The 26,632-nt window shown below is 71.1% G+C and carries 24 protein-coding genes; 12 read left to right on the top strand and 12 right to left on the bottom strand.

The genetic code is table 11. From position 1 onward, the window contains the following. Positions 1–12 precede the first annotated feature (12 nt). Positions 13–1,056, top strand: a complete 1,044-nt coding sequence (locus tag ACGFYP_RS12340) for an aldo/keto reductase (protein ID WP_393490399.1) — start codon at positions 13–15, stop codon at positions 1,054–1,056. A gap of 32 nt (positions 1,057–1,088) precedes the next feature. Beyond that, positions 1,089–1,673, top strand: coding sequence for a TetR family transcriptional regulator (locus tag ACGFYP_RS12345; protein WP_361965600.1), 585 nt, complete (start codon positions 1,089–1,091; stop codon positions 1,671–1,673). A gap of 44 nt (positions 1,674–1,717) precedes the next feature. On the opposite strand, the gene ACGFYP_RS12350 is transcribed toward ACGFYP_RS12345, so the two are convergent. Beyond that, positions 1,718–2,548: a DUF5995 family protein gene (locus ACGFYP_RS12350; RefSeq protein WP_393490404.1), complete on the bottom strand. Its 831-nt coding sequence runs from the start codon at positions 2,546–2,548 to the stop codon at positions 1,718–1,720. A gap of 23 nt (positions 2,549–2,571) precedes the next feature. After that, positions 2,572–3,156 (bottom strand): hypothetical protein, encoded by a 585-nt coding sequence (locus ACGFYP_RS12355; protein WP_393490407.1) that lies wholly within the window; start codon positions 3,154–3,156, stop codon positions 2,572–2,574. 216 nt (positions 3,157–3,372) lie between these two features. Here ACGFYP_RS12355 and ACGFYP_RS12360 point away from each other — a divergent pair, with 216 nt between their 5' ends. Genes ACGFYP_RS12360 through ACGFYP_RS12370 form a run of 3 tightly spaced genes read left to right on the top strand, consistent with a single transcriptional unit; the run spans position 3,373 to position 6,175 of the window. After that, on the top strand, positions 3,373–5,040 hold the full coding sequence (locus tag ACGFYP_RS12360) for a hypothetical protein (RefSeq protein ID WP_393490411.1): 1,668 nt from the start codon (positions 3,373–3,375) through the stop codon (positions 5,038–5,040). Next, on the top strand, positions 5,037–5,753 hold the full coding sequence (locus ACGFYP_RS12365) for a hypothetical protein (protein ID WP_393490415.1): 717 nt from the start codon (positions 5,037–5,039) through the stop codon (positions 5,751–5,753). The genes ACGFYP_RS12360 and ACGFYP_RS12365 overlap by 4 nt, the downstream gene beginning before the upstream one ends. Next, positions 5,750–6,175 carry a hypothetical protein gene (locus ACGFYP_RS12370; RefSeq protein ID WP_393490420.1) on the top strand — a complete coding sequence of 142 codons (426 nt, stop codon included), beginning with the start codon at positions 5,750–5,752 and terminating at the stop codon, positions 6,173–6,175. Before ACGFYP_RS12365 ends, ACGFYP_RS12370 begins: the two co-directional genes overlap by 4 nt. A 103-nt stretch (positions 6,176–6,278) precedes the next feature. On the opposite strand, the gene ACGFYP_RS12375 is transcribed toward ACGFYP_RS12370, so the two are convergent. Beyond that, entirely contained in the window at positions 6,279–7,661 is a 1,383-nt protein-coding gene (locus ACGFYP_RS12375) for a glycine--tRNA ligase (RefSeq protein ID WP_361965614.1), read from the bottom strand. Between the two features lie 187 nt (positions 7,662–7,848). Between ACGFYP_RS12375 and ACGFYP_RS12380 the strand changes: the two genes are divergently transcribed. Genes ACGFYP_RS12380 through ACGFYP_RS12395 form a run of 4 tightly spaced genes read left to right on the top strand, consistent with a single transcriptional unit; the run spans position 7,849 to position 11,064 of the window. Continuing rightward, positions 7,849–8,895 (top strand): metal ABC transporter substrate-binding protein, encoded by a 1,047-nt coding sequence (locus tag ACGFYP_RS12380; RefSeq protein ID WP_393490427.1) that lies wholly within the window; start codon positions 7,849–7,851, stop codon positions 8,893–8,895. A gap of 23 nt (positions 8,896–8,918) precedes the next feature. Beyond that, on the top strand, positions 8,919–9,698 hold the full coding sequence (locus ACGFYP_RS12385) for a metal ABC transporter ATP-binding protein (RefSeq protein WP_393490433.1): 780 nt from the start codon (positions 8,919–8,921) through the stop codon (positions 9,696–9,698). A 10-nt stretch (positions 9,699–9,708) separates the two neighbouring features. Continuing rightward, positions 9,709–10,605, top strand: coding sequence for a metal ABC transporter permease (locus ACGFYP_RS12390; protein ID WP_361965678.1), 897 nt, complete (start codon positions 9,709–9,711; stop codon positions 10,603–10,605). A 48-nt stretch (positions 10,606–10,653) separates the two neighbouring features. Then, the gene (locus ACGFYP_RS12395; protein WP_361965620.1) at positions 10,654–11,064 is read left to right on the top strand and encodes a transcriptional repressor; all 411 of its coding nucleotides are present in this window, start codon (positions 10,654–10,656) and stop codon (positions 11,062–11,064) included. 104 nt (positions 11,065–11,168) lie between these two features. On the opposite strand, the gene ACGFYP_RS12400 is transcribed toward ACGFYP_RS12395, so the two are convergent. The 4 genes from ACGFYP_RS12400 to ACGFYP_RS12415 all read right to left on the bottom strand — a co-directional run bounded on the left by ACGFYP_RS12400 (position 11,169) and on the right by ACGFYP_RS12415 (position 13,715). After that, positions 11,169–11,714 (bottom strand): YcxB family protein, encoded by a 546-nt coding sequence (locus ACGFYP_RS12400; protein WP_393490440.1) that lies wholly within the window; start codon positions 11,712–11,714, stop codon positions 11,169–11,171. A 74-nt stretch (positions 11,715–11,788) separates the two neighbouring features. Beyond that, positions 11,789–12,634 (bottom strand): isoprenyl transferase, encoded by an 846-nt coding sequence (locus ACGFYP_RS12405; RefSeq protein ID WP_361965680.1) that lies wholly within the window; start codon positions 12,632–12,634, stop codon positions 11,789–11,791. A 19-nt stretch (positions 12,635–12,653) separates the two neighbouring features. Further along, positions 12,654–13,403, bottom strand: a complete 750-nt coding sequence (recO, locus tag ACGFYP_RS12410) for a DNA repair protein RecO (RefSeq protein WP_361965624.1) — start codon at positions 13,401–13,403, stop codon at positions 12,654–12,656. Positions 13,404–13,499: 96 nt separating this feature from the next. Continuing rightward, complete coding sequence (locus ACGFYP_RS12415) at positions 13,500–13,715, bottom strand: hypothetical protein (RefSeq protein WP_361965626.1); 216 nt, start codon at positions 13,713–13,715, stop codon at positions 13,500–13,502. A 735-nt stretch (positions 13,716–14,450) separates the two neighbouring features. On the opposite strand from ACGFYP_RS12415, the gene ACGFYP_RS12420 reads away from it, so the two are divergent. Further along, on the top strand, positions 14,451–15,824 hold the full coding sequence (locus ACGFYP_RS12420; RefSeq protein WP_393490447.1) for an FAD-dependent oxidoreductase: 1,374 nt from the start codon (positions 14,451–14,453) through the stop codon (positions 15,822–15,824). A 71-nt stretch (positions 15,825–15,895) separates the two neighbouring features. Here the strand turns inward: ACGFYP_RS12420 and ACGFYP_RS12425 are convergent, their stop codons facing one another. From ACGFYP_RS12425 to ACGFYP_RS12435, 3 genes are all read right to left on the bottom strand, one after another. Then, positions 15,896–16,552 (bottom strand): response regulator, encoded by a 657-nt coding sequence (locus ACGFYP_RS12425; protein WP_393490452.1) that lies wholly within the window; start codon positions 16,550–16,552, stop codon positions 15,896–15,898. After that, a complete protein-coding gene (locus tag ACGFYP_RS12430) occupies positions 16,549–17,718 on the bottom strand; it encodes a sensor histidine kinase (RefSeq protein ID WP_393490455.1) in 1,170 nt (389 codons plus the stop codon). Before ACGFYP_RS12430 ends, ACGFYP_RS12425 begins: the two co-directional genes overlap by 4 nt. A 64-nt stretch (positions 17,719–17,782) precedes the next feature. Further along, complete coding sequence (locus tag ACGFYP_RS12435; RefSeq protein WP_393490458.1) at positions 17,783–19,834, bottom strand: MMPL family transporter; 2,052 nt, start codon at positions 19,832–19,834, stop codon at positions 17,783–17,785. Positions 19,835–20,043: 209 nt separating this feature from the next. On the opposite strand from ACGFYP_RS12435, the gene ACGFYP_RS12440 reads away from it, so the two are divergent. Further along, a complete protein-coding gene (locus ACGFYP_RS12440; RefSeq protein WP_393490461.1) occupies positions 20,044–21,915 on the top strand; it encodes a LuxR C-terminal-related transcriptional regulator in 1,872 nt (623 codons plus the stop codon). A gap of 154 nt (positions 21,916–22,069) precedes the next feature. After that, on the top strand, positions 22,070–23,449 hold the full coding sequence (locus tag ACGFYP_RS12445; protein WP_361965637.1) for an FAD-binding oxidoreductase: 1,380 nt from the start codon (positions 22,070–22,072) through the stop codon (positions 23,447–23,449). 17 nt (positions 23,450–23,466) lie between these two features. On the opposite strand, the gene ACGFYP_RS12450 is transcribed toward ACGFYP_RS12445, so the two are convergent. Further along, on the bottom strand, positions 23,467–24,159 hold the full coding sequence (locus tag ACGFYP_RS12450; RefSeq protein ID WP_361965639.1) for a TerB family tellurite resistance protein: 693 nt from the start codon (positions 24,157–24,159) through the stop codon (positions 23,467–23,469). Positions 24,160–24,581: 422 nt separating this feature from the next. After that, positions 24,582–26,339 carry a 2-isopropylmalate synthase gene (leuA, locus tag ACGFYP_RS12455; protein ID WP_393490466.1) on the bottom strand — a complete coding sequence of 586 codons (1,758 nt, stop codon included), beginning with the start codon at positions 26,337–26,339 and terminating at the stop codon, positions 24,582–24,584. Positions 26,340–26,632 lie beyond the last annotated feature (293 nt).

Below are 26,632 nucleotides of genomic sequence, written 5' to 3' on the forward strand. Positions count from 1 at the left end.
CGAGGAGACCCCATGACCTCCGCCCACTCACACCACTCCCTCCCCACCCGCCGCCTCGGCGCCACCGGCCCGCAGGTCTCCGCCCTCGGCCTCGGGTGCATGGGCATGTCCGCGCTGTACGGCGAGAGCGACCGTGCCGAGTCGATCGCGACCATCCACGCCGCCCTCGACGCCGGAGTGACCCTCCTGGACACCGGCGACTTCTACGGGATGGGGCACAACGAACTGCTGATCAACGAAGCCCTGCGCACGGCCCCCGCGGTCGCCCGCGAGCAGGCGCTGACCAGCGTGAAGTTCGGCGCCCTGCGCACGGTCGAGGGCGGCTTCACCGGCTATGACGGCCGCCCCGCCGCGGTCAAGAACTTCGCGGCGTACAGCCTCCAGCGCCTCGGCACGGACCACATCGACATCTACCGGATCGCCCGCGTGGACCCGGACGTCCCGATCGAGGAGACCGTCGGCGCGATCGCCGAGCTGGTCGAGGCCGGACACGTCCGACACATCGGCCTCTCCGAGGTCGGCGCGGACACCCTGCGCCGGGCGGCGGCCGTCGCCCCGATCTCCGACCTCCAGATCGAGTACTCCCTGATCTCGCGCGGAATCGAGGAGAAGATCCTGCCGACCGCCCGCGAGCTCGGCATCGGCGTCACGGCGTACGGCGTGCTGTCGCGCGGCCTCATCAGCGGCCACTTCACCCGCGACCGCGAGCTCTCCCCCGGCGACTTCCGGGGCATGAGCCCGCGCTTCCAGGGCGACAACCTCCACCGGAACCTGGACCTGGTGGACCAGCTGCGCACCCTCGCCGAGGCCAAGGGCGTGACGGTCGCGCAGACCGCGATCGCCTGGGTCCTGGCGCAGGCGGCCCGCCAGGGCGCGGACATCGTCCCGCTGGTCGGCGCCCGCCGCAGGGACCGGCTGACGGAGGCCCTCGGCGCCCTGGACGTGACGCTGGACGACGCCGACCTGGCCGCGATCGAGCGAGCCGTCCCGGCCGGCGCGGCCGCCGGCGAGCGCTACCCGGCGGCCCAGATGGCCCACCTGGACAGTGAGCACTGACCCGTGGTTCTACTGACAGGTACTGTCATCCCATGGCCACCGAGACCCTGACCGCAGAGCGCATCCTCGAAGCCACCGAGGAGGTGCTCCGCCGGTACGGCCCGGCGAAGGCGACGGTGGTGGACGTGGCCCGGGTCCTCGGCGTCAGCCACGGCAGCGTCTACCGCCACTTCCGTACGAAGGCGGCGCTGCGGGAGGCGGTGACCGAGCGTTGGCTGAGCCGCTCCGAGGTGATGCTCGCCGGGCTGATCGCGAGCTCGGCCGAGCCGGCCGCCGGGAAGCTCCGGGCCTGGTTCGCCGCCCTCTTCGAGGCCAAGCGCCACAAGGCGGGCGACGACCCCGAGCTCTTCGCCACGTACGGGGTCCTGATCGACGAGGCCAGCGATGTGGTCGAGGAGCACATCGAGGCCCTCGTCGGACAGGTCCGGGAGATCGTCGAAGAGGGCACGCGGGGCGGGGAGTTCACCGCTCCCGACCCGGCGGCAACGGCCCGCGCGCTCTTCGACGCGACCGGCCGCTTCCACGACCCGATGTACGCCCCGGAGTGGAAGCGCCCCACCATCCAGGACGAGTTCGACGCGGTGCTCGACCTGCTCCTGCGCGGCCTGCGCGCCTAGGGCGGACAGGCCCTAGGCCCGTCGGGAGTGCAGGCTTCGGTTTTCTACGCGACGGGCGTGCTCGCCGCGGGCCAGCGCCGGCGGTCGGGAATCAACCTGCGCAGGATCCACAGGCCGGCGCGCAGCTTCCAGGCGCCGGGGGAGCGGATTTCGGAGATGAGCGCGGCGGTGCTCCTGCCGATCGACCGCGACGCGTCCTCGGTCGCATCCGGGTCCAGGAGTCTGTCGCAGTTGAACCAGGCCAGGCCCCGTGAGACCCGGATCCCGTAGTTGGTCAACAGTTCGTCGCTACGGGTGAACAGCCTGTCCAGAGAGCTGAGCCCGACGATGTACCTGGACGAAAGGTCGTCCTGGACCCCGTCGATACAGGACGCCAGCACCTCGTTCATGCGGTGGAAGTCCGCGATGTGGTTGCGGTCGCCCGTGGACGTCGCCATGCGCCGCAATGCCTCCGGCAAGTCGTACGACATGTGCGCCATCATGGAGAAGAGCACGTCTTCCAGCATGTAGGAGTGCCGGAAACTCGAAGCGGCGAAGACGTCTCGCCATGGTTGAGGGATGGAGTCCGGCAGATCACTGGGCCGAACCTCGCCTGTGGAGCCACCGGATCGTCCTGCCAGCCATTCGTCGATGCTGTCCATCGCGCTGAAGTAGGCCGATGCGAGCGTCTCACACAGCTCGGCGACCCACGGCGGGTCGTTGAACGCGGGTGTGCCCGTGTCCAAGCCTGTGGCGAGCGTCGCTGTGAGGCGGTAGTAGGTGTAGGCGAACGCGGCCCGGTGATCGCGTGTGGCGTCGTACTGCCTGACCCGGTCCGCGAGCAATCCGGCGACCAGGGTGACCTTTTCGGCGGGAAGCATGGACTCGGCGGTCATCGGGAGGGTGTTCCTGCCGCCCGCTAAGCCGGCGGGCCGACGAGGCGGGTGTCCTCGGTCACCCTGCCCCAGTCGCACACCAATTCGGCGAAGAGGCTCTGGCGGTCGGGTGCGACCTGATAGTTCGCGATCCAAAGGGCTCCGAGCAACGGCATGCGGTAGGTCGCGGCCATCCCCTCGTCGCGAATTTCCGCGGAGTAGGTGAAGGTCCGCGTGAGCAGGCCCGGCACAGGGCCGAGCCTCTCGTTCCCGTTCACCGTGACTCCGGTTCCGTCGCTGTGCAGGACGTACTGCTCCTCCAAGAGGTACAGGGTCACACCGAACTTGGAGATCCTGACCACATTGTCGGCCCGCCCGAACTCGCCCACGTCCGGCTTCGCCACGATCGTCGACTCCTGCCGTGGCACACCGGTGAGCCGCTCGACGACGTGCATGGAGGTCGCGAGCAGCTTGTTCATCAACCCGATGCGGCTGCGCATGAGACGACGCCACGAGGTGACGCGGAAGGTGGCGATCCCCTGCCAGATGCCGGTCCCGATGTCGAAGTAATAGACGTGATTGGGCGCGGTCGTGCGGTGTCGAGGGATGCCCTCGGGCTCCATTGTCACGTTGCGTAGCATATCATCACTCCCCGTGAGCGACGACTCTCGGCGGCTCGGCCACTCATGTCGACCTCACGAGCTGATCGCGGCGATCGACGAACGGCCGTGACCAGCACGTTCACAACAGGCCCCGGAAGGCGCGTCGCACCAGGATGCGCTGGGCATCAACTCCTCGGTGCCATACGCTGGTTCGGGGACAAAACAGGGGGAGGGGTAGCGCGGGTGTTGCCTTCACATGTACCGCCGGCCCCGAGCACGACCGAAGCCTCCAGGCTGCTGTGCGCCGGCACGTACCTCGACGACACCTTCCGTGACGCGGTCATCAACGAGCTCTACGTCCACGAGGAGCGGAGGGTCGCACCGTCGTTCGGATTCGACGCGGCACGGGTCCTCGCCCATGCCCTGCGCGCCCGGCGGATGGCGGCGACCTGGGCCGCCCTGGTGCTGGCGCTCTGGCTGATCGGCATCGCACTCAGCGGCGGCCTGATGCTCGCCTTCGTGCCGCCGTTCGCTCTGCTCGCCGCCGGCTCCCGGTTCCGTACGGCGTCGGCGAAGCATCCGGAGCCGTCCCCCGGCAGGGCGGCGGGCACCGTCGCACTGCGCTGGTCGGGACGGGCCTGGCTCGGCGGTCTCGCGCTCTGGCTGCTGTGGATCTACCCGGGCCTTGGGACACGGAGCGACCGTCTCGCGGCCACCTCCCAGGACGATGTCTTCTCCTGGATCTCCGGCCTCTGGATGGGCCTCGGCCACCGGCCCGTCCATTGGTGGGCGACGGTCTGCTGCGTCCTCCTGATGGCCGTGGCGGGCGCGCTGCACCGCGCGCAGATCGCCGCGATCCTGGGCCGGGAGCTGTCGCCCCAGGACTTCGGCGAGCCGGCGATCGACCCGGCGGTGCGGGCGATCGGCATCCGCTTCCAGCGGCTCAGACAGCTCATCCACAGGGAACAGACCTCGCTCCTGCTGCTGTACGACACGGCGGCGCCGTTCCGGGGCGCGGGCGTGCCGTACCCGTCATGGACGCACGCCGTGAGCCTGCGACCGAACCGCGAGCCGGGGTTCGAGACGCGCACGCCCTCGCAGCTCCTCAACCAAGAGGTCCTGACGCGCATCAGGTTGCGGATGGAGCGGATCCGCACCCACTCCGCGCTCGGCTCCGCGCAGGACACGGTCCGCGACCGGCTGCGCCAACTGACCGTGGACGACTGCGTGTTCCTCCCGGTGGACGGGCTCCCCCACAGATGGCTGGCGCCGCAGAGCCTCGACGAGCTCGAGGCGCACCGGGCGTCGGCGGTGGAGGAGGGCGGGGAGAAGCGCCGCCACTTCCTGCGGATCCAGGTGAGCAGCTGGGACGACGAGGTGGTCCTCACGGTGTACGTCCGCGTGCACACCCAGGGCGGGCTGCTGACGCTGGAGGCGGCGCCGTTCGTCCTGCGTCCCGTGCTGTCCTGGTTCCGGGAGGCGGACCGGATCGCGCACCGTCAGCGACACAGCGGGTTCCTCGCGAAGGCGGCGCAGGCGACCGTACGCATCCCCGTCACGGCCGGCTCCGCGCCGCTGCTGCTGTGGCGGGCGGCGAAGCACTCCTGGCGGCTGCTCGTCGGCGGGTACGAGGCCGGCCTGCCGGAAGGTCCCGCGATGTCGGTGCGGGAGCTGGCCTCCGAGCGGAGGACGGGCGCGTTCCAGGACATGGACATCGAGCGCTACCTGGAGTCGGTCCGCGAAGGCATCGCCCAGGGTGTGGGGGACGCGCTGCGGGAAGCGGGCTGGCAGGTGGACGAGTTCGAGGCGAAGGCGCTGACGAAGGGCATCTTCATCGGGACGACCGGCCTGCAGCCCGGCCTGCAGTCCGATCTTTCGCCCACGTGGCAGGCGGGGGGTGGAGCGGCTTGAGCATCAGTCAGCCGTTCTGGGACGCGGACACCCAGGGCTGGAGCGGTGGAGCCTGGGGTGGCATGGGCACGGGGCGGCGCCGGCCACGGATCCGGCCGGCGCGACGGCGGGGACGGCCACGGCTCTGGACGTGGCTACGGGCCTGGCTGCGGGCGCGCCGGGACCGGATCGCCGGGAACAAGGTGCCGGCCCACTGGAACCAGGCCACGCAAGGCTGGGACACCGGCGCCCAGGACGCCACCGCGGCCCGCCCTGCGGCCTGGCCCCGCCGTTGGACGACCCTGACCCTGCTGCTCGTCGCGGCGGCGTCGGCCCTGCTGGCCGGGTGGTGGGCCGGGGTGGTGTTCCTCGTCTGGGCGCACCTCGTGAGGACCGGGGTCGCGGCGGTCCGCGGCCAGGCTCCGTGGGGTGCCGGCGCCCTCGCCGGACGCCCCCACCCGACCCGAGTCGGTACGCACAGTGCCCAGGCGGCCGCCGCGCACAGCACCCCGGGGCGGGCCTTCGCCGAGGGCGTGCTCGCGGCGCTCGTCCCCGCGCGCACCCTCGGCGCGGAGCCGGTCCCGATACGGCCCTTCCTGGAGCCGCTGCCGGGCGAGGGCGACCCCGTGGAGGTGGAGGAGGCCGTGCGGGAGGTCCTGGCGCGGATCGCCGCCACGTCGGCGCGGTCCGACGAGGACACTCCACGGGCCCCGGCCGACGAGGACACCCCATGACCGCCCCCGTGCCCCAGCAGCAGCCGTTGCCCGGCCCGGAGGGCGCGAACGGCCAGGGCGCACCCTCTCCCCACCGGCCCCTGCCGCCGGGCGTGGACATGGAGGTCTGGAAGCGCATCGTCGACGGGGCGCCCGAGCGGGTGCTGCGGATCGTGGAGCAGGAGTCGGCCGCCCAGATCGAGATCCAGCGGGCGGAGGCCCTGCGGCGCGTCCAACTCGACCAGCACCAGATGCGGATGGACATCGTCCACTTCCGCTTCCGCGTCGCGGGGGCCGTCTTCGGGGCGACCGCCTTCGCCGCCATCCTGCTGCTCGCCAAGCACTTCATCGACGAAGGCGCCCTGGCCCCGGCCGCGGGCGTCCTCAGCGCGGCAGCGGCGGCGATCGGCGCGCTGGTCTTCGGCGCGAAGAAGGGCAAGTAACCGCACGTCGAAGCCCCCGGCTCCTGGGAAGGAACCGGGGGCTTCGTCGTACGAACGTCGAGCGCTACGAACGTCGAGCGGCGAGCCGCAAGCGCTACGACCGTCAGCAGCCCAGCAGGCGGCTGCCCAGGTAGCCCTGGATCTGGTCGAGGGAGACGCGCTCCTGCTTCATGGTGTCGCGCTCGCGCACGGTCACCGCGTTGTCGTCCAGGGTGTCGAAGTCGACGGTGACGCAGAACGGCGTACCGATCTCGTCCTGGCGGCGGTAGCGGCGGCCGATGGCGCCCGCGTCGTCGAACTCGATGTTCCAGTTCTGCCGCAGGTCCGCCGCGAGGCCCTTGGCCTTCGGGGAGAGCTGCGGGTTGCGGGAGAGCGGCAGGACGGCGACCTTGATCGGCGCGATGCGCGGGTCGAAGCGCATCACGGTGCGCTTCTCCATGACGCCCTTGGCGTTCGGCGCCTCGTCCTCGTTGTACGCGTCGAGCATGAACGCCAGCATCGTGCGGCCGACACCGGCGGCCGGCTCGATGACGTACGGGGTCCAGCGCTCGCCGGCGTCCTGGTCGAAGTAGAGCAGGTCGTTGCCGGACGCCTTGGAGTGCGCCTTCAGGTCGTAGTCGGTGCGGTTGGCGACACCCTCGAGCTCGCCCCACTCGCTGCCGCCGAACTGGAAGCGGTACTCGATGTCGGCGGTGCGCTTGGAGTAGTGGGAGAGCTTCTCCTTCGGGTGCTCGAACCAGCGCATGTTCTCCTCACGGAGACCCAGGCCCGTGTACCAGTTCCAGCGCTGCTCCATCCAGTACTCGTGCCACTGCTCGTCCTCGCCCGGCTTGACGAAGAACTCCATCTCCATCTGCTCGAACTCGCGGGTGCGGAAGATGAAGTTGCCCGGAGTGATCTCGTTCCGGAACGACTTGCCCATCTGCGCGATGCCGAACGGGGGCTTCTTGCGCGAGGTCTGGTGAACCTGACCGAAGTTGGTGAAGATGCCCTGCGCGGTCTCGGGGCGCAGGTAGGCGACCGAGCCGGAGTCCTGGGTGGGGCCGAGGTGCGTGGAGAGCAGACCGGAGAACTGCTTGGGCTCCGTGAACGTGCCCTTGTTGCCGCAGTTGGGGCAGTTCAGGTCGGTGAGGCCGTTCTCGGGGAGGCGGCCGTGCTTCGCCTCGTACGCCTCCTCCAGGTGGTCGGCGCGGTAGCGCTTGTGGCAGGAGGTGCATTCGGTCAGCGGGTCGGTGAAGGTGGCGACGTGACCGGAGGCCTCCCAGACCTCGGTGGCCAGGATCACCGACGAGTCGATGCCGACGACGTCCTCGCGCGCGGTGACCATGTAACGCCACCACTGACGCTTGATGTTCTCCTTGAGTTCGACACCCAGCGGTCCGTAGTCCCAGGCGGCGCGCTGGCCGCCGTAGATCTCGCTGCACGGGTAGACGAAGCCACGGCGCTTGCTCAGGCTGACGATGGTGTCGATCTTGTCGGCGGCCACGGTGCTCTCTTCATTACGACGACGAAGTGCGAATGCTTCAGGTTACCGGCGCCCGCACCCCCCGCATCAAATCGGTCCGGCTTCCACGCGCACGCGGACGCGCCCGGCCGGGGCGTGGCCCGGGCGTGGCCGGGAACACAAGCAGGACAATTGACAATCGTTTCCAACATTGTTGAAAATGAGTGTCATGAACGTACGCCGCCTGATACCCACCACCGCCGTCGCCGGAGTCGTCACCCTCGGTCTCGTGACCCTCTCCGCCTGCGGCGGAGCGTCCGGCGCCTCCGACAAGTCCGCCGAAGGCAAGCTCAGCGTCGTGGCGTCGTTCTACCCCATGCAGTACCTGGCCGAGCAGATAGGCGGCGACCACGTCTCCGTCGAGACGCTCACCGCGCCTGGCGTCGAGCCGCACGACCTCGAGCTCAAGCCGAGGCAGATAGGCGAGCTCGGCGAGGCGGACTACATCCTCTACCTCAAGGGCATCCAGCCCGCCGTCGACGAGGCGATCAAGCAGGCCGGCGTGAAGAACACCGTCGACGCCGCGACCCTCACGACGATGGAGGACCACGGCACCGAGGTCGGCCACGACCACGGAGCCGAGAACCACGGCACCGAGGACCCCGGCCACGGCGAGGCGGGCCACGAGCACGGCGCCGAGGAGCAGGGAGCCGGCGAGCACGGAGCCGACGAGCACGGCCACGAGTCCGAGGCCGGTCTCGACCCGCACATCTGGCTGGACCCGGTGAAGTACGCCGAGGTCGCCAAGGGCGTCGGCGCCTCCCTGGAGAAGGCCGACCCGGACAACGCCGCCGACTACAAGAAGAACACCGACGCCCTCGTCAAGAAGCTCGGTGACCTCGACACGGCGTTCAAGTCCGGCCTGAAGAACACCACCACCAAGACCTTCATCACCACCCACTCCGCCTTCGGCTACCTCGCCGAGCGGTACGGCCTGGACCAGGAGGGCATCACCGGCCTCGACCCCGAGTCCGAGCCGAGCCCCGCCCGCATGAAGGAACTCCAGGAGATCGCGGCGAAGGACAAGGTCTCCACCGTCTTCTTCGAGACCCTCGCCAGCGACAGGACCGCGAAGACCCTCGCGAAGGACACCGGCCTCAAGACCGACGTCCTGGACCCGCTGGAGGGAATCACGGACAGGTCCAAGGGCGATGACTACATCGAGGTCATGCAGTCCAACCTCACCGCGCTGAAGAAGGCCCTCGGCGCGAAGTGACCCACGCACAGCAGGAGGCAACCGTGAGCGCGCCCGTCACGCCCGTCACTCCGGTCATATCCGTCGGCGGAGCCACGGCGTCCCTCGGGGCGCGCCCGGTCCTGCGCGGCATCGACCTCACCGTGAACCCCGGTGAGGTCGTCGCGCTGCTCGGCGCCAACGGATCCGGGAAGTCGACCGCCGTCCGCGCCGTCATCGGCCAGGTACCCCTGACCGGCGGCTCGATCTCGCTCTTCGGAACCGAGCAGAAGCGTTTCCGCGAGTGGGCCCGCGTCGGCTACGTACCGCAGCGCACCACCGCCGCGAGCGGCGTCCCCGCCACCATCCGCGAGGTCGTCACCTCCGGCCGGCTCTCCCGCCGGCGGTTCGGCCTGCTGACCAAGGCCGACAAGGCCGCCGTCGACCGCGCCATCGAGCTCGTCGGCCTCGCCGACCGCGCCAAGGACTCCGTCAGCGCCCTCTCCGGCGGCCAGCACCAGCGCGTCCTGATCGCCCGCGCGCTCGCCTCCGAGCCCGAGCTGCTGATCATGGACGAGCCGATGGCCGGCGTCGACCTCGCCAGCCAGGAGATCCTCGCCGCCACCCTGCGCGAGCAGGTCGCCGGCGGCACCAGCGTCCTGCTCGTCCTGCACGAGCTGGGCCCCCTGGAACCGCTGATCGACCGGGCCGTGGTCCTCCGCGACGGCTGCGTCGTCCACGACGGGCCGCCGCCGAAGGCGGTCGGCCAGCACGCGCTGCCGGGCCACGACCACGTCCATCCGCACGCGGCCGACGAGCCGCTCCGCACGGGTCTGCTGACCTGAGGAAGCTGACCTGATCATGGAATTCCTCGAACCCGCCTTCATGCAGCGGGCGCTCATCGCGGCCGTCCTCGTCGGCATCACCGCGCCCGCCGTCGGCATCTTCCTCGTCCAGCGCCGCCAGGCCCTGATGGGCGACGGCATCGGCCATGTCGCCATGACCGGTGTCGGCCTCGGCTTCCTCCTCAACAGCAGCCCGGTGTGGATGGCCACCCTGGTCGCCATCGCCGGCGCCGTGCTGATGGAGCTGATCCGGACGTACGGACGCACCCGCGGCGACCTGGCGCTCGCGCTGCTCTTCTACGGAGGCATGGCGGGCGGCGTCATGCTGATCCAGGTCGGCGGCGGTTCCAACGCCAACCTGCTGTCGTACCTCTTCGGCTCGCTCTCCACGGTGTCCGACGAGGACGTCACGGCGATCGCCGTCCTCGCCGCCTTCGTCGTCCTCGTCACCATCGGCCTGCGCCGCCAGCTCTTCGCGGTCAGCCAGGACGAGGAGTTCGCCCGCGTCACCGGCCTCCCGGTCCGCGCCCTGAACCTGCTCGTCGCGATCACGGCGGCCGTGACCGTCACGGTCGCGATGCGGGTCGTCGGCCTGCTCCTCGTCAGCGCCCTGATGGTGGTCCCGGTCGCGGCCGCCCAGCAGCTGTCCCGGTCCTTCCGCGCGACGTTCGTCCTCGCGGTCGCCATCGGCACGGCCGTCACCCTGACCGGCACCGTCACCACGTACTACCAGGACCTGCCGCCCGGCTCCCTCATCGTGCTGCTCGCGATCGGCGTCTTCATCGTCCTGACGGCGCTCTCGGCGCCCCTCGCGAGGCGCCGCGCACGGGCGGCGGAGGCGGCCTCGGCGGCCTGCGACGCACAGGTCCCGCTCACGCGCCGTCCCACGGACGACGTCACGGTCTGAACAGCCTGGCAGAATGGCGGGGGCAACGGAACTCACAAGGAGGCCCCTGTGGCGACGGCAGGACCCCCCGTACGCGGCCGCTCGACCAAGCAGCGGGCCGCTGTCGCGGCGGCACTGAACGAAGTGGACGAGTTCCGCAGCGCCCAGGAGCTGCACGACATGCTCAAGCACCGCGGCGACTCGGTGGGCCTCACGACGGTCTACCGCACGCTCCAGTCCCTCGCGGACGCGGGCGAGGTCGACGCGCTGCGCACCAGCGACGGCGAGACCGTCTACCGCCGCTGTTCCACCGGCGACCATCACCACCACCTCGTCTGCCGCGTCTGCGGCAAGGCGGTCGAAGTGGAGGGCCCGGCGGTGGAGCAGTGGGCCGAGACGATCGCGTCCCAGCACGGGTACGTGAACGTGGCGCACACGGTCGAGATCTTCGGCACGTGCGCGGAGTGCGCGGCGAAGTAGTCGACCGCACATCGGATACGACGAGGGGCCCCACCGGAGAAATCCGGCGGGGCCCCTTTCGCGTAGGCGCGTACGTACCCCCGTACGGACGCTCGTACGGCGGTTCAGACCCGCTTGCTGTACCGGTCGAGCACGGCCCGCAGCCGATCGATCTCCGCCGGGTCCGCGACCCCGCGCTTCGGCAGCACGACCAGGCCGATGCCGTGCTTGTCGGGGGTCAGCAGGACGAAGAGATCACGTGTCTCGGCGTACCGGGTGAGCATCGTCCACCGGTACGTCGTGTCGGTGTCCCGCGACGCCACGCGCACCCCGGCCCCGTCGACGAAGCCCCGGAACTCCCCCTGCGGGCCGAACATCCGATGCACCTGGCGCCCCTGGATGCCGGGGATCATCACGTACGTGGCGGCGATCAGCGCCAGCGCGAACAGGCAGATCACGGTCGTGCCCAGGCTCGGCCCCTTCGGCCCCGTGAACGTGAGGGCGAAGGCCAGGCACATCAGGCCCCCGGCGGCCAGCAGGATGCCGTTCTGCAACCGTCCCGCGGGCGTGGCCCGCATCCGGGCGCGGAGTGCCTCCGTCGCGTCGGAGACGACGGGCAGATAGGTCAGCTCCACGGTCTCCCGTGTCGTCTCTGACTGTTCTTCGGTCACGGCCCCTCCCGGCCTCGAACGGCAAGATCCGTGATCGTAGCGGCCGGGAGGGAGGGTGGTTCGGGGAGGGCGGATCAGACCGCCGGACCCTGCTGCGGCACCGTGCCCATGGCCGCCCGGTCCGCCGCAGGGATCGCGCCGAAGCGGCGGTCGCGCGAGGCGTACTCGACGCAGGCCCGCCACAGGTCACGGCGGTCGAAGTCCGGCCACAGCACGTCCTGGAAGACCATCTCGGCGTAACTGCTCTGCCAGATCAGGTAGTTCGATGTGCGCTGCTCGCCGCTGGGCCGCAGGAAGAGGTCGACGTCCGGCATGTCCGGGTAGTACAGGTACTTCTGGAAGGTCTTCTCGTTGACCTTCGCCGGGTCGAGCTTGCCCGCCGCGACGTCCCGGGCGATCGCCTGCGCGGCGTCGGCGACCTCGGCACGGCCGCCGTAGTTGACGCAGAAGTACAGCGTCATCGCGTCGTTGTCGACGGTCTGCTCCTGCGCGACCTGAAGCTCCTGGACGACCGACTTCCACATCTTCGGCATGCGGCCGACCCAGCGGATACGAATGCCCAGCTCGTCCATCTCGTCACGCCGGCGCCGGATCACGTCCCGGTTGAAGTTCATCAGGAAGCGGACCTCCTCGGGCGACCGCTTCCAGTTCTCCGTGGAGAAGGCGTAGAGCGAGAGGTTCTTGACCCCGAGCTCCAGGCAGCCCTTCAGGACGTCCAGGACGACGCCCTCGCCGACCTTGTGCCCCTCGGTGCGCGGGAGGCCCCGCTCCTGGGCCCAGCGGCCGTTGCCGTCCATCACACAGGCGACGTGGTTCGGCACCAGCTCGCCGGGAAGCTTCGGCGGGCGGGCGCCGGACGGGTGCGGCTCCGGGGTCTTGTACTCCCGGATCTTCCGTCCGAGGATTCCGCGTCGTGCGATGGCCATGGCGATGGATCTCCTAGCTCTTCTCTACGTACCGCAGCGAGCGCAGGCCGCGCTCCAGGTGCCAGTGCAGATAGGCGGACACCAGCCCGCTCCCCTCCCTGACGTGACGCGGCTCGCACGCGTCCGCAGTCGCCCAGTCGCCGGTGAGCAGCGCGCTGAGCAGGCCGATGGCCTCCGGAGAGGGTACGACGCTGCCGGGCACCCGACAGTCGCCGCATATGACACCGCCCGCCGCGACCGAGAAGAACCGGTTGGGTCCGTGCAGGCCGCACTTCGCGCAGTCCTCGAAGCTCGGCGCGTAGCCGTTGACGGCGAGGGACCGGAGCAGAAAGGCGTCGAGGATCAGATGGGGCGCGTGCTCGCCCCGCGCGAGCGTCCGCAGACCGCCGACGAGCAGCAGGTACTGCTGCACCGCCGGCTCGCCCTCGTGGTCCGTGAACCGTTCCGCCGTCTCCAGCATCGCCGTCCCGGCGGTGTAGCGGGCGTAGTCGGTGACGATCCCGCCGCCGTACGGGGCGATGGTCTCGCTCTGCGTGCAGAGGGGCAGCCCGCGCCCGACGAGGTCACTCCCCCGGGCGAAGAACTGCACGTCGACATGGGAGAACGGTTCGAGCCGCGCCCCGAACTTCGACTTGGTCCGCCGCACCCCCCGCGCCACGGCGCGTACGCGCCCGTGACCGCGGGTGAGCAGCGTGATGATCCGGTCCGCCTCACCCAGCTTCTGGGTGCGCAGCACGATGCCGTCGTCGCGGAACAGACTCATGCGGCCCATTCTCCCGTACGGGAAGGGGGGCCCGGCCTCGAATCCCGATGCGAGGGCTTCGGTCGCATCGGAGCGGTACGGGCTGAGCCACCGCCGTCAGGGCACCTCGCCGCGGCTGCGCGCGTTCGCGTGTGCGGTGGCGGCGCGGAGCCGCTCCGCGGAGGTGGCCTCGCGGACGCCTTCCGGCTCCGCGTCCCACTCCCTCCCGCCGCCGAGCGGCCGCAGCTGGACGTACGGGCCCTCGTGCCCCATGACCGTGCCCACACGTCCGGTGCGGATCTCGACGACGTACGACCCGATGGGCAGTCTCATGACCGGCCCCCTTCTTCCCCTGGCGGGAGTACGGCGCCGGCCGGAGCCGTGCCGTTTCCACCGTGCAGCGTCTCCATTCGATGAGCGGTGACCGCCCCGGGGAGTCGGCGGCGAGGGTGACGGCGTCGAGCCCGAGGGAGGGAAACACGATTCCCGCCCGTACGAGTGCCTCGCGCAATTCCGCCACCGTCTCGCTCGCTTCTTCGACGACCCCCGTGGTCGACCGCGTGCCTTGTTCCTTCACCAACGTCTCCCTTTCCGAATCCATTTCTCGCTTACCGCACCCTGGGCGGTGCTGGATCTCTAGAATGGATAGATGCGCAGGTCCCGCAACTGCGGGCCAGGGTTGAGGAGTTAATCCATGGCCAAAGCAGGGCGACAGGACACGTGGGCGTTCCTCGACCAATAGCCTGTTCGAGCAGGGAATTCGGAAGCCGATCGACGCTTCGCCATACGCGAGTCAATTCGGGGCAGCAGGCGGAGTGGGAGGCGGCGGTACCCGCGGGCTCGGCACCGCGCCACCCGGCCCCTCCCGGACCGGCGGGCCCGGCCGGGGCGACGGACGCGTCATGACCGCCCTCGGCATCGAGACACAGCATCCCTTTGAGAAGTCATAAGCCTGCCTTATGAGGTCATAGACCGGGGGCGGGTACCGACTCGCTTCAGGCGTTATTTAGGGTGACCTAAGTGACGACACTCATCGTCGTCGCGTCGTTTTGCGAAGGGAACCCTGACATGCCCCGCCCTCTCCGGGTAGCGATCGTCGGCGCCGGCCCCGCCGGGATCTACGCCGCTGACGCGCTGCTGAAGTCCGAGGCCGCCACCGAGCCGGGCGTGTCGATCGACATCTTCGAGCGGATGCCGGCTCCCTTCGGTCTGATCCGGTACGGCGTCGCACCCGACCACCCCCGCATCAAGGGCATCATCACGGCCCTGCACCAGGTGCTCGACAAGCCGCAGGTCCGCCTCTTCGGCAATGTCGACTACGGCACCGACCTGCACCTGGACGACCTGCGTTCGTTCTACGACGCCGTGGTCTTCTCGACCGGCGCCATGGCCGACCGCGAGCTGAAGATCCCCGGCGTGGAGCTCGACGGCTCCTTCGGCGCCGCCGACTTCGCCTCCTGGTACGACGGCCACCCGGACGTCCCCCGCACCTGGGAGCTCTCGGCCGAGAAGGTCGCCGTCCTCGGCGTCGGCAACGTGGCCCTCGACGTCGCGCGCATCCTCGCCAAGACGGCGGAGGAGCTGCTGCCCACCGAGATCCCGCCGAACGTCCACGAGGGGCTCAAGGCCAACAAGGCCGTCGAGATCCACGTCTTCGGCCGTCGTGGCCCGGCGCAGGCGAAGTTCAGCCCGATGGAGCTGCGCGAGCTGGACCACTCGCCGAACATCGAGGTCATCGTCAACCCCGAGGACATCGACTACGACGAGGGCTCGATCGCCGAGCGCCGTAAGAACAAGCAGACCGACATGGTCGCCAAGACCCTGGAGAACTGGGCGATCCGCGATGTCGGCGACCGCCCGCACAAGCTCTTCCTGCACTTCTTCGAGTCACCCGTCGAGATCCTCGGCGAGGACGGCAAGGTCGTCGGCCTGCGCACCGAGCGCACCGAACTCGACGGCACCGGCAACGTCACCTCCACCGGCACGACCACCGACTGGGACGTGCGGGCCGTCTACCGCGCCGTCGGCTACCTCTCCGACGAGCTGCCCAAGCTGCCCTGGGACGTCGCCAGCGGCACCGTCCCCGACGAGGGCGGCAGGGTCATCGAGGAGGGCGGCGAGCACCTGGCGTCGACGTACGTCACCGGCTGGATCCGGCGCGGACCCGTCGGCCTCATCGGCCACACCAAGGGCGACGCCAACGAGACGGTCGCGAACCTGCTCGACGACTTCGCCAACGGCCGGCTGCTCACGCCCGAGACCCCGGAGACGGACGCGGTCGTCGCCTTCCTCGAGGGCAAGGGCATCACGTACACGACGTGGGAGGGCTGGTACGCCCTCGACGCCGCCGAGAAGGCGCTGGGCGAGCCCGAGGGCCGCGAGCGCGTGAAGATCGTCGAGCGCGAGGACATGCTCCGCGCGAGCGGCGTCGAGCTCGGCTGACCCGAGCCCGTCCCCGTACGCCCAGGCCCTGTCGGCACCCGCCGGCGGGGCCTGGCCCGTCCCGGCGGCCCTCAGCGGCCCGGGGCCACCAAGCCCGACTCGTACGCGACGATGACCAGTTGGGCCCGGTCCCGCGCCCCCAGCTTCCCCATGATCCGGCTGACATGCGTCTTCGCCGTGAGCGGCGAGAGCCCCAGCGCCTCCGCGATCTCCGTGTTGTTGAGGCCCCTGGCCACCAGCGCGAGGACCTGGCGCTCGCGGTCCGACAGCCCGTCAGGCCCTCCCGTCACCGGCGTGTCCGGGGTCGCGAGGACCCTGGCTATCAGGCGGGACGTCGGACCGGGGGACAGCAGGGACTCCCCCGCCGCCACCGTACGGATGGCGGCGAGGAGTTCGGCCGGAAGGATGTCCTTGACCACGAAGCCCGACGCACCCGCCCGCAGCGCCTCCACGATGTGCTCGTCCGTGTCGTAGGTCGTCAGGACCAGGACCTTCACCCCGGCCAGGTCCTCGTCGGCGGCGATCAGCCGGGTCGCCCCGATCCCGTCGAGCTCGGGCATCCGGACGTCCATCACCACCAGGTCCGCCCGCGCCGAACGGGCCAGCTCCACCGCCTCCTTGCCGTTGGCCGCCTGCCCCACGACCTCCATGTCCGGAGCCGAGTCGACGAGCATCGCGAACGACGCCCGGACGAGCGCCTGATCGTCCGCGAGCAGGACCCGTATCACGCCGCCACCTCTCTCACCGCGAGCGGCAGCGCCGCCGTGACCTCGAAACCCCCGCCGACGCGCGGGCCCGCGCGCAGTGTGCCGCCCACGCTCCTGGCCCGCTCCCGCATCCCGATGATTCCGTACCCGGATCCGGCCGAGCCGCCCGAGCCCCCGGAACCGCCCGTCCCACCGGAAGCGGCGCCGCCATTCGTCACCCGTACCGTCAACACCTCCTCCACCAGGGAGACATCGACCCGAACCTCCGCGTCCGGACCCCCGTGCCGGACGGCGTTGGTGAGGGACTCCTGCACGATCCGGTACGCCGCCGCCCCCACCGCAGCAGGGACCTTCGCCTCCCCCGTCCGTACCGTCAGGTCCGCGCCGGAGGACCGTACGAGATCGGGCAGCGAGGCGAGATCCGGCAACGGGCCCTCCGGGGCTGCCCGTAGCACGTCCAGGGTCGTACGCACCTCGGCACGGGCCTCCCGGCAGGTCTCGGATATCCCGTCGAGCGCCCGCACGAGCGCCTCCCGGTCGAGTCGGTCCGGGTCGGCGACCAGGACGTGTGCGGCGACGGACGTCTGCACGCCGATCAGGGTGATCGAGTGCGCGAGGAGGTCGTGCAGGTCTCTGGCTATGCGCAGCCGCTCCTCGGTGACCTTCCGTTCGGCCTCCCGCTCGGCCTTCTCCACCACGGTCGCCACGAGTTGGCGGTACAGGCGGATGCTCGCGCCGAACACGAGCACTGCGGTGACCCAGCCGGAGATCCTCAGCACCTCCACCATCTCGTGCGGGTTGACGAAGAGCTGCATGGAGAGCGTGAGGGACGTGACCGCCAGCCCCACGATCACCGTGCGCTTCGGACGGCTGGTGGCCGCGACCGTGTACAGCGCGGTCATCGTGGCCGGGAGCGGCGCGAGATGCATGTAGTCCAGGCCGTGGTACGGGGCGACGCAGGCCGCCACGGCGATCAGCACCGGCAGGGGCGCCTTGCGCCGCCAGGCCAGCGGGACGTGTACGGCGAGCAGCAGCGCCCAGCCGAGAGCGTCCGGCCGCCGGCCGTCGTCGACGGTGAGCGCGATCACCGTCGCGACCACCGCGAAAGCCGCGGCGGCCGTCGCGTCGTGCCGCAGCGGCGACGGCGCCGCCTGTGGGTCACGGGTGAAGAGCGCTGCGAGGTCCATGGTGGTCATCCTCCCTGTGGGCGGGGGCTCCTGACAGTCCGGGGAGCCCCCCACCCGCCCCCGATCAGACCCCTACGGGCTCCCGCTCCGACCCTGAACCGGCCCTTGACGCGGGCCTCTTGGCCAACGGCCCAGGCCACCACACCTTCCGGCCGAGCAACACGCTCGCGCTGGTGACGAGGTACGTACGGACCAGGAAGGTGTCGAGCAGGACGCCGACGGCGATCACGAAGCCGAGCTCCGCCAGTTGCACCATCGGCATGTTGACGAGGACCGCGAAGGTGGCGGCGAGGACGAGCCCCGCCGAGGCGATCACCCCACCGGTCGTCCGCAGGGCCGTCAGGGCCGCCGCACCCGGCTCCGCGCCCTTCAGGCACTCCTCGCGCATCCGGTGCATCAGGAAGATCCCGTAGTCGACACCGAGGGCGACGAGGAACACGAAGGAGAGCAACGACAGGCCCGGATCCGTGCCCTCGAAGCCGAAGAGGGATTCGAAGACGAGTCCGCCGATACCGAGGGCCGCACCCCAGACGGCGACGACGGCGGCGACCAGGACCAGTGGTGCGACGAGGCTGCGCAGCAGCACGACCAGGACGAGCAGGACGACGACGATGACGAGCGGGACGACGATGTTCCGGTCGCGCACGCTGGTGTCGGCCATGTCGAGCTGTTCGGCGCTCGGCCCGCCGACGTACACACCGTCGCCGAGCGCGGAGCGCAACTCCCTGATGGTCCCGGTCTCGGCCGCGGACTGCGGCGGGTGCGCGGCGACGACGGAGATCTCCGTCCAGCCGTCGCCGCTGCGGCCGCGCTCGGCCTTCGCCACTCCCCCGGTGGCGCGCACGGTCTCCAGCGCGCGGGAGGAGGCTGCCGTCGGGGCGACGACGGTGATCGGCTGGGTCCCCAACTCCGGGTACGCGGCGGCCAGTGTCTTCATCGCGGCGACGGCCTCCGGAGTGGTGGCGAAGGAATCCTCCTGCTTGACGGTTCCTGGCAGGTTCAGCGCGCCGAGTGCGAGGGCCGCAAGCGCGGCGGCGCCCGCGAGCAGGACGGCGAGAGGGCGCCGGCCGGCCGAGGAGCCCATGGCGGCGAAGAGGGACCGGCGCGCGGCCTTCGGCTCGCTTCCGTACGCCGGGATCAGCGGCCAGAACACCCGTCGGCCGAGGACGACGAGCAGCGCGGGGAGCAGCGTCATCATCGCGACGAGCGCGCAGAGCACGCCGACGGCCGCGGTGGGACCCATGCCCCTGCTGCTGTTCATGTCGGCGGCGAGCAGGCAGAGCATGCCGAGGGCGACGGTCCCTGAGGAGGCGAGGACGGCGGGGCCGCAGCCGCGCAGCGCGGCGACCATCGCGTCGTACGGGCGCCGGGTGCGGCGCAGCTCCTCGCGGTAGCGGGAGACGAGGAGGAGGGCGTAGTCGGTGCCCGCGCCGAAGACGAGGATCGTCATGACGCCCGTGCTCTGGCCGGAGACGCTGATGTCGAAGCCCTGGTTCAGGGCGTAGGTGACGGCCATGGAGAGGTAGTCGGCGACTCCGGCGACGACCAGCGGGACGAGCCAGAGGAACGGACTGCGGTAGATGACGATCAGCAGGACGGCGACGACGGCGACGGTCGTGTAGAGGAGGGGGCCGTCGAGGGAGTTGTAGACCTCGCTCGCGTCCGTGGCGAGCGCGCCGGGGCCGCCGACCTCGCCGCTCACCGCCTCACGGATGTCGTGGACGAAGGCGTCCCTGGCCGTTTCGTCCGTACCGGGCTCGGTACTGGACACGGCGTACAGGAGAGTGGTGCCGTCCTCGGAGGGGACGGCCTGCGGAGTCGAGGTGAGCGGGTGCTCGGCGGCGACCTGCCGCACCTCTTGGGCGGCGCGCGTCCTGTCGGCCTCCGTCAGTCCGCCGTCGCGGTGGTAGACGAGCACGAGGTCGGTGGATTCCCCACCGGGCAGCTGCTCGGTGATCTTCGCGACCTGGGTCGAGTCGGCGCTCGCCGGCAGGTAGTCGACGGCGCGGTCGCGCTGTACGTCGCCGAGCTTTCCGGCGAGCGGTGCGGCGAGGGCGATCACGATCACCCACAGGGCCAGCACCCCCCAGCCGACGATTCTCCTACGGCCCTCCATCGCGGGCCTCCCTCCATCGGTGCTCTTCGGGTCGATCCCAGATTCCCGCCGCTCGGAGGGGGATTCGTCGCGCTGTCGGCGGAGTTGGGGGCTACTGCCGGGGGCGGCCCGCCACCCCGGTTACTCCCCGGGGAGTACGGCGAGCGCCGACGGGCCGGGGGCGACGCGCGCTCATATTCTGGAAGGGCAGGGAAGGGAAGTGAGCGGCGATGGCTGCTGCCGTCCCCGTCGGACAGGCCGCCGGACACCCCACGGCCGTCGGACAGGCCACCGGACACCCCACGGCCGTCGGACAGGCCGCCGAACACCCCAGCGCCGTCGGCCGGGCGCGGGCCGCGGCGGCCCGGGACTCCTGGGCCGAGGCGTACGTCCTGCTGGCCGAGGCCGACCGGCATCCCTCCGAAGCGCTGACCGCCGGCGACCTGGACCTCCTCGCCGACGCCGCGTGGTGGACAGGGCACGTCGACGAGTCGGTCGCCGCGCGACTGCGGGCCCACGCGGGGTACGTGGCGGCGGGCGACCACCGGGGCGCGGGGGCCGTGGCGTGGTGGCTGCACTTCGAGTACCGCTGCCTGGGCCGCCCGGCGGCGGCCGCGGGCTGGTTGCACAGGTCGCGGCACCACCTGGAGCACGTACCGGACTGCCCCGAGCAGTGCTTCCTCGCCTGGACGGACGCGGAGGAGGCCCAGGAGCACCGGGACCCGGCAGCCGCGCTTGCCGCCGCGCGGCGCATGACCCGCATCGCCGCCGCGTCGGGCGACCCGGGGCTCGTGGCCCTGAGCCGCCAGGCCCAGGCGGCGGTGCTCCTCGCGGAGGGCCGCAGGGCGGAGGGCATGGCCCTGTTGGACGACGCGATGGTCGCGGTCCTGGCGGGCGAGCTGAGCGGCATGTTCACCGGCTGGCTGTTCTGCCTGGCGCTCACCCAGTGCATGGAGGCGGCGGACCTCGCCCGCGCGGTGGAGTGGACGGACGCGGCGATGACCTGGTGCGAAGCCCCGTGGTCCCAGCACGTCCGGCCGGCCGAGCCGCGGCAGGCCGGCCCGGGCACCGCCGACACCGCCATCGACTCCGCCGGTGAGGCCGGTGACGCCGGCACCGCCGGCGCCTCCCCGTCCGTCGCCGACAACCCCTTCCGGGGGCTGTGCCGGATCCATCACGTCGAGGTGCTCGATCTGCTCGGGGCGTGGACGCTCGCCGAGGACGAGGCCGGGCGGGTGTGTGGCGAGGTGATGGCGGACAGCCTGGACGTCGCCGCCGAGGCGTACTACGAGGCCGGGGAGATCCGCCGTCGCCAGGGCCGCATCGACGCCGCCGCCCTCTCGTACGCGCACGCCCATGAGCTGGGCCGCGTCCCGCAGCCCGGCCTCGCGCTGCTCCGGCTCGCGCAGGGCAAGGCCGACGCGGCCGTGACCGGGCTGCGGCTGGCCCTGGCCTGTCACAGCGACCCGCGCCACGACCTCCTGGGCCGGGCCCGCCTGCTCGCCGCGCAGGCGGAGGTGGCGCTGGCCGTCGGGGACGTGGCCGGGGCCGAGACGGCGGTCGTGGAGCTTGAGGGGCTCGCCGGGGCCGGTGGCACCCCGCTCCTTGCCGCCATGGCCGACACCGCGCGCGGCGCCCTCGCGCTCGCCCGCCGGGAACCGGCCCTGGTCCCGCTGCGCCGCGCGCTCGCGGGCTGGCTCGAGCTGCGCGTCCCGTACGAGGCCGCGCAGGTACGGATGCTGCTCGCGGCCGCCGACCGCTCCGCCGGTGACGAGGAGGCCGCCCGGCTCGAGCTCGCGGCGGCCCGGGCGGTCTTCGAGCGGCTCGGCGCGCTGCCCGACGCCCGCCGCGCGGCGGCCCTGCTGGCGGGGCGACGGCGCCACGCGCTGCCCGGTGGCCTGACCGCCCGGGAGGCGGAGGTGCTGCGGCTGGTCGCGGCGGGCGCCAAGAACCGGGACATCGCCCAGGCCCTGGTGATCAGCGAGCACACGGTCGCCCGCCACCTGAACAACATCTTCGCCAAGCTGGACGTGACCTCCCGTACCGCCGCCTCGGCCTACGCCTACGCCCACGACCTGATCCCTGCCCCGGCCTCGACATAAGCCCCCAGCCCCGCCCCCCGGCCCCAGCCCCGCCCCCCAGCCCCAGCCTTGCCCAACGGCCCCGCATAGGCCGTTTCGCCCATGCCCGGTCAGCGGCCCGATGTGGGTGGTTCGAGCGATGCACGCGCCCGCGCCCCGGGCCTAGAACGGGTTCATGGACACCACACAGAACCTCTCCGATGCGCTCGACACCCTGCGCGGCGCCGTCCGAGGCGACGTCGTCGTCCCCGGCGACCCGTCCTACGACGAGGCCCGCCGCGTCTACAACGCCATCCACGACCGTCGGCCCGCCGCCGTCGTCCGTGCGGTGGACGCGGGCGACGTGATCGCCGGCGTCCACTTCGCCCGGGACAACGCGCTACCGCTCGCGGTCCGGGGCGGCGGCCACGCCGTCGCCGGATACGGCACCGTCGACGACGGGCTCGTGATCGACCTGTCCCGGATGCGCGCGGTCCGCGTCGACCCCGTGGCCCGTACGGCCCGGGCCGAGGGCGGCTGCACCTGGGGCGACTTCGACCACGCCACGCACGCCTTCGGCCTGGCCACCACCGGCGGGGTCGTCTCCACCACCGGCCTCGGCGGGCTCACCCTCGGGGGCGGCATGGGCAATCTGGCCCGCCGCTACGGGCTGAGCTGCGACAACCTCGTCCAGGCCGACGTCGTGACCGCCGAGGGCACCCTCGTCACCTGCGACGCCGAACGGCACCCCGACCTCTTCTGGGCGCTGCGCGGCGGCGGAGGCAACTTCGGCGTCGCCACCTCGCTCGTCTACCGACTGCACCCGGTCTCGGACGTCCTCGGCGGTGTCGTCTTCTATCCGCTCGACGGCGACGTGGCCCGGCGCTGGCGCGACATGATCACCGGTGCTCCCGAGGAGCTCAACGCGATCTTCGTGATGGTGCTCGGCCCCGACATGCCGTTCCTGCCGGAGCGCTGGCACGGCCGCCCGGTCTGCGGCCTGGTGACCTGCTTCAGCGGCCCCGCCACCGAGGACGAGAAGGTCCTCGGACTCCTCGACGAGATGGGCCCTGTCCTGGGCCGGTTCGTGGAGCGGATCCCGTACCCGATGGTCAACACGCTCTTCGACGAGGACCTGCCGCCGGGGCTCTACCACTACTGGAAGGGGAACTTCAGCCGCGATCTCAGCGACGGCGCCATCGACGTGCACATCCGCCACGGCGAGACCCTGCCCTCGATGGAGAGCGACACGGCCGTCTTCCCGATCGACGGCGCCTGCCACCGGGTCGGACCCGAGGACACCGCGTTCGCCTACCGCGACGCCTCCTTCTCGGCCGCCTTCGGCACGACGCACACCGACCCCGCCGACAACGAGGCGAACATCGCCTGGACGCGGGCGTACGACGAGGCCCTGCGGCCGCACACCCAGGAGGCCGGCTACGTCAACTTCATGGACACCGACGACCAGGACCGTGTCCGGGCCAACTACCGGCAGAACTACGACCGGCTGCGGACGGTCAAGCGCCGCTACGACCCCGACAACCTCTTCCGCCTCAACCACAACATCGAGCCGTGAGCGCCGACCGAAAGGGCCTACAGCAGCGTCCGCGCCTCCGCGAGCAGCCGGGCCGTGTCGTCGGCGCAGAGCGCCAGCGCGTTGCCGACGGTGTTCAGGACGTCCCGCTCCGACGGGCTGTACGCCCCGTCCGCGAGCGCGATCCGCGCGCCCTGGAGCAGGATCGACTCGCGACCGGAGGCGGCCAGGTGCGGGGCGAGCGGCTCCAGGGCCTCGTGCAGCTCGATGGCGAGGGCCGCGCCCCCGCAGTCCGCGTCCGGCAGGAACCGGCCGGTGTCGGCGGCGAGCGCCTCGACCAGGTCGGTGAGCTGGACGCCGGTGCACTCGTCGTACCCGGCGGCGCGGACCGCCGCGACGGCGGTGTCCACGGCCGTACGGGAGGAGGTACCGCCGGCCGCGAGGACGGCGAGGGCGACGGTGTGCACGGCGTCCCGCAGCATCGCGGCGAAGCGGCTCGTCGTGGGGTGGTCGAGCGCGTCGGTGCCGAAGTGCGTGTGACAGGCGGCGCATTCGACGACCGGGCCCGCGTGGCCCCGGGGCAGCAGGGGCACGCCCAGGACGGCGAACCGCCGGCGACCCGTCCGGCGGCGGTAGTTGCGGTCTCCGCCGCACTCCTCGCAGAAGAACTCGCCGTCCCCGACGGTGTTCCAAGAGGTACGAATGCCGCAGAGGGTTACTTTTCGTCCACGTGACTCTCGAGCAGACAGCACGTCGCACCTCCCTTGACGAACCGGCGACATTGCCGACGTGGGGAGTGATGTTAGCCACATCTGTGATGCGGCGTCAGCACCCCGTCAGCAGATCGCCCTCGACTTGGCCGAGACGCGACACCCTCAGGACAGGCTCCCGCGGCGCCTGCGCACCGAGTACGCGACGAATCCGCCGCCCACGGCCACGGCGGCGGCCGCCACCCCGATGACACCCGGGCCGACCGCGGATCCGGTACTGGCGAGATCACCCTCAGGGGTGGACGGAGAGGGCCCTGGTTGGCGTGGAGGGTGCCGCCCACGACGAGGCGGCGGGGGCCCAGGTGAGGACGGCGCCGGTCACGGCGAGGACAGCGGCCGTCTCACGGGAAAGAGCGGTGCCCCGCACCCCCCGAAGGGGATACGGGGCACCGGCTTCCCGAGCGTCAGCGCGCGGCGCGGTTGACCGCCGAGATGACGGCCTTCAGCGAGGCGCGGGTGGTGTTGGCGTCGATGCCGATGCCCCACAGGACCTGGCCGTCGATGGCGCACTCGATGTACGAGGCGGCCTGCGCGGAGGCGCCCTCGCTCATCGTGTGCTCCTGGTAGTCCAGCAGTCGGGCGTCCACGCCGATCGACTGCAGCGCGGCGAAGAAGGCGGAGATCGGGCCGTTTCCGGAGCCGCTCAGGACGGTGTCGACGCCGTCCACGACCGCCTCGACGGTCAGGGTGTCGGTGCCGTCGGTGTCCGAGGTGGTCTGGCCGGAGCGCAACTGGATACGGCCCCAGGCGTTGTCCGGGTTGGGCAGGTACTCGTCCTGGAAGACCGACCAGATCGCGGCCGGGGTGACCTCGCCGCCCTCGGTGTCCGTCTTCTGCTGGATGATCTTCGAGAACTCGATCTGCATCCGGCGCGGCAGGTCCAGCTTGTGGTCGTTCTTCAGGACGTACGCGATACCGCCCTTGCCGGACTGCGAGTTGACCCGGATGACGGCCTCGTAGGAGCGGCCGACGTCCTTCGGGTCGATGGGCAGGTACGGCACCGCCCACTCGATCTCGTCCACGGTCTTGCCGGCGGCGGCCGCGTCGGCCTCCATGGCGTCGAAGCCCTTCTTGATGGCGTCCTGGTGGGAGCCGGAGAAGGCGGTGTAGACCAGGTCGCCCGCGTAGGGGTGGCGCGGGTGGACCTCCATCTGGTTGCAGTACTCGCTGGTGCGACGGATCTCGTCGATCTGCGAGAAGTCGATCTGCGGGTCCACGCCCTGCGAGAACAGGTTCATGCCCAGCGTCACCAGGTCGACGTTGCCGGTCCGCTCGCCCTGCCCGAACAGGCAGCCCTCGATCCGGTCGGCGCCGGCCATGATGGCCAGCTCGGCAGCCGCCACCGCCGTACCGCGGTCGTTGTGCGGGTGGACGGACAGGCAGATGTACGGGCGGCGGGTCAGGTTCCGGGACATCCACTCGAACCGGTCCGCGTGCGTGGAGGGCGTCGAACGCTCCACGGTGGCGGGCAGGTTGAGGATGATCTCGCGGCCCTCCTCGGGCTGCCAGACGTCACAGACCGCCTCGCAGACCTCCAGGGCGAAGTCCAGCTCGGTGTCGGTGAAGATCTCGGGGCTGTACTGGTAGCCGAAGACCGTCTCGTCGCCCAGCAGCTTGTCCGCGTACTCCATGACCAGCCGCGTGCCGTCGACGGCGATCTGCTTGATGTCCTCCTTCGAGCCGCGGAAGACGACCCGGCGGAAGGTGGGCGCGGTGGCGTTGTACAGGTGGACGGTGGCGCGCTTGGCGCCGACCAGGGACTCCACGGTCCGCTCGATCAGGTCCTCGCGGGCCTGGGTCAGTACGGAGATGGTGACGTCGTCCGGGATCGCGCCCTCTTCGATGATGGAGCGCACGAAGTTGAAGTCGGTGTCGCCGGAGGACGGGAAGCCGACCTCGATCTCCTTGTAGCCCATGCGCACCAGCAGGTCGAACATCTCGCGCTTGCGGGCGGGGCTCATCGGGTCGATCAGGGCCTGGTTGCCGTCGCGCAGGTCGGTCGACAGCCAGCGGGGGGCCTTGGTGATGCGCTGCTCGGGCCAGGTCCGGTCGGGGATGTGCACGGCCTCGTACCGGCCGTACTTGTGGATCGGCATCCCGGACGGCTTCTGCGCCTGGGTGGCGTTGGTGACGGGGGTCGGGCGACCAACGGGCTGGGACATTGCGTAGGGCTCCTCGGGGGTCCGGAAGAGGGACGGCCGACTGTCGAACGCAACACCAGGTCCCGCGGGGAGGGGGTCGGCCTACGACTACAGGCCCTCGCCGCGGCAGCTAAGGAGAAGCAGCCCGAAACGCATGATGTGCCGCAGCCTAGCTGAGGTCCGCCGAGCGCGGACATCTTGGTCCAGTATGCGGGACGGGAGGGACGATAATACGAAAGCGTGACGAATCACTCCATTTCGCGGATACTCGTCGCCGCTAGTGACAGCGGGATGACCCAGTGCCACATTGCTGG

Origin of the sequence: Streptomyces sp. NPDC048370 (assembly GCF_043200825.1) — a bacterium.
GTDB lineage: Bacteria > Actinomycetota > Actinomycetes > Streptomycetales > Streptomycetaceae > Streptomyces.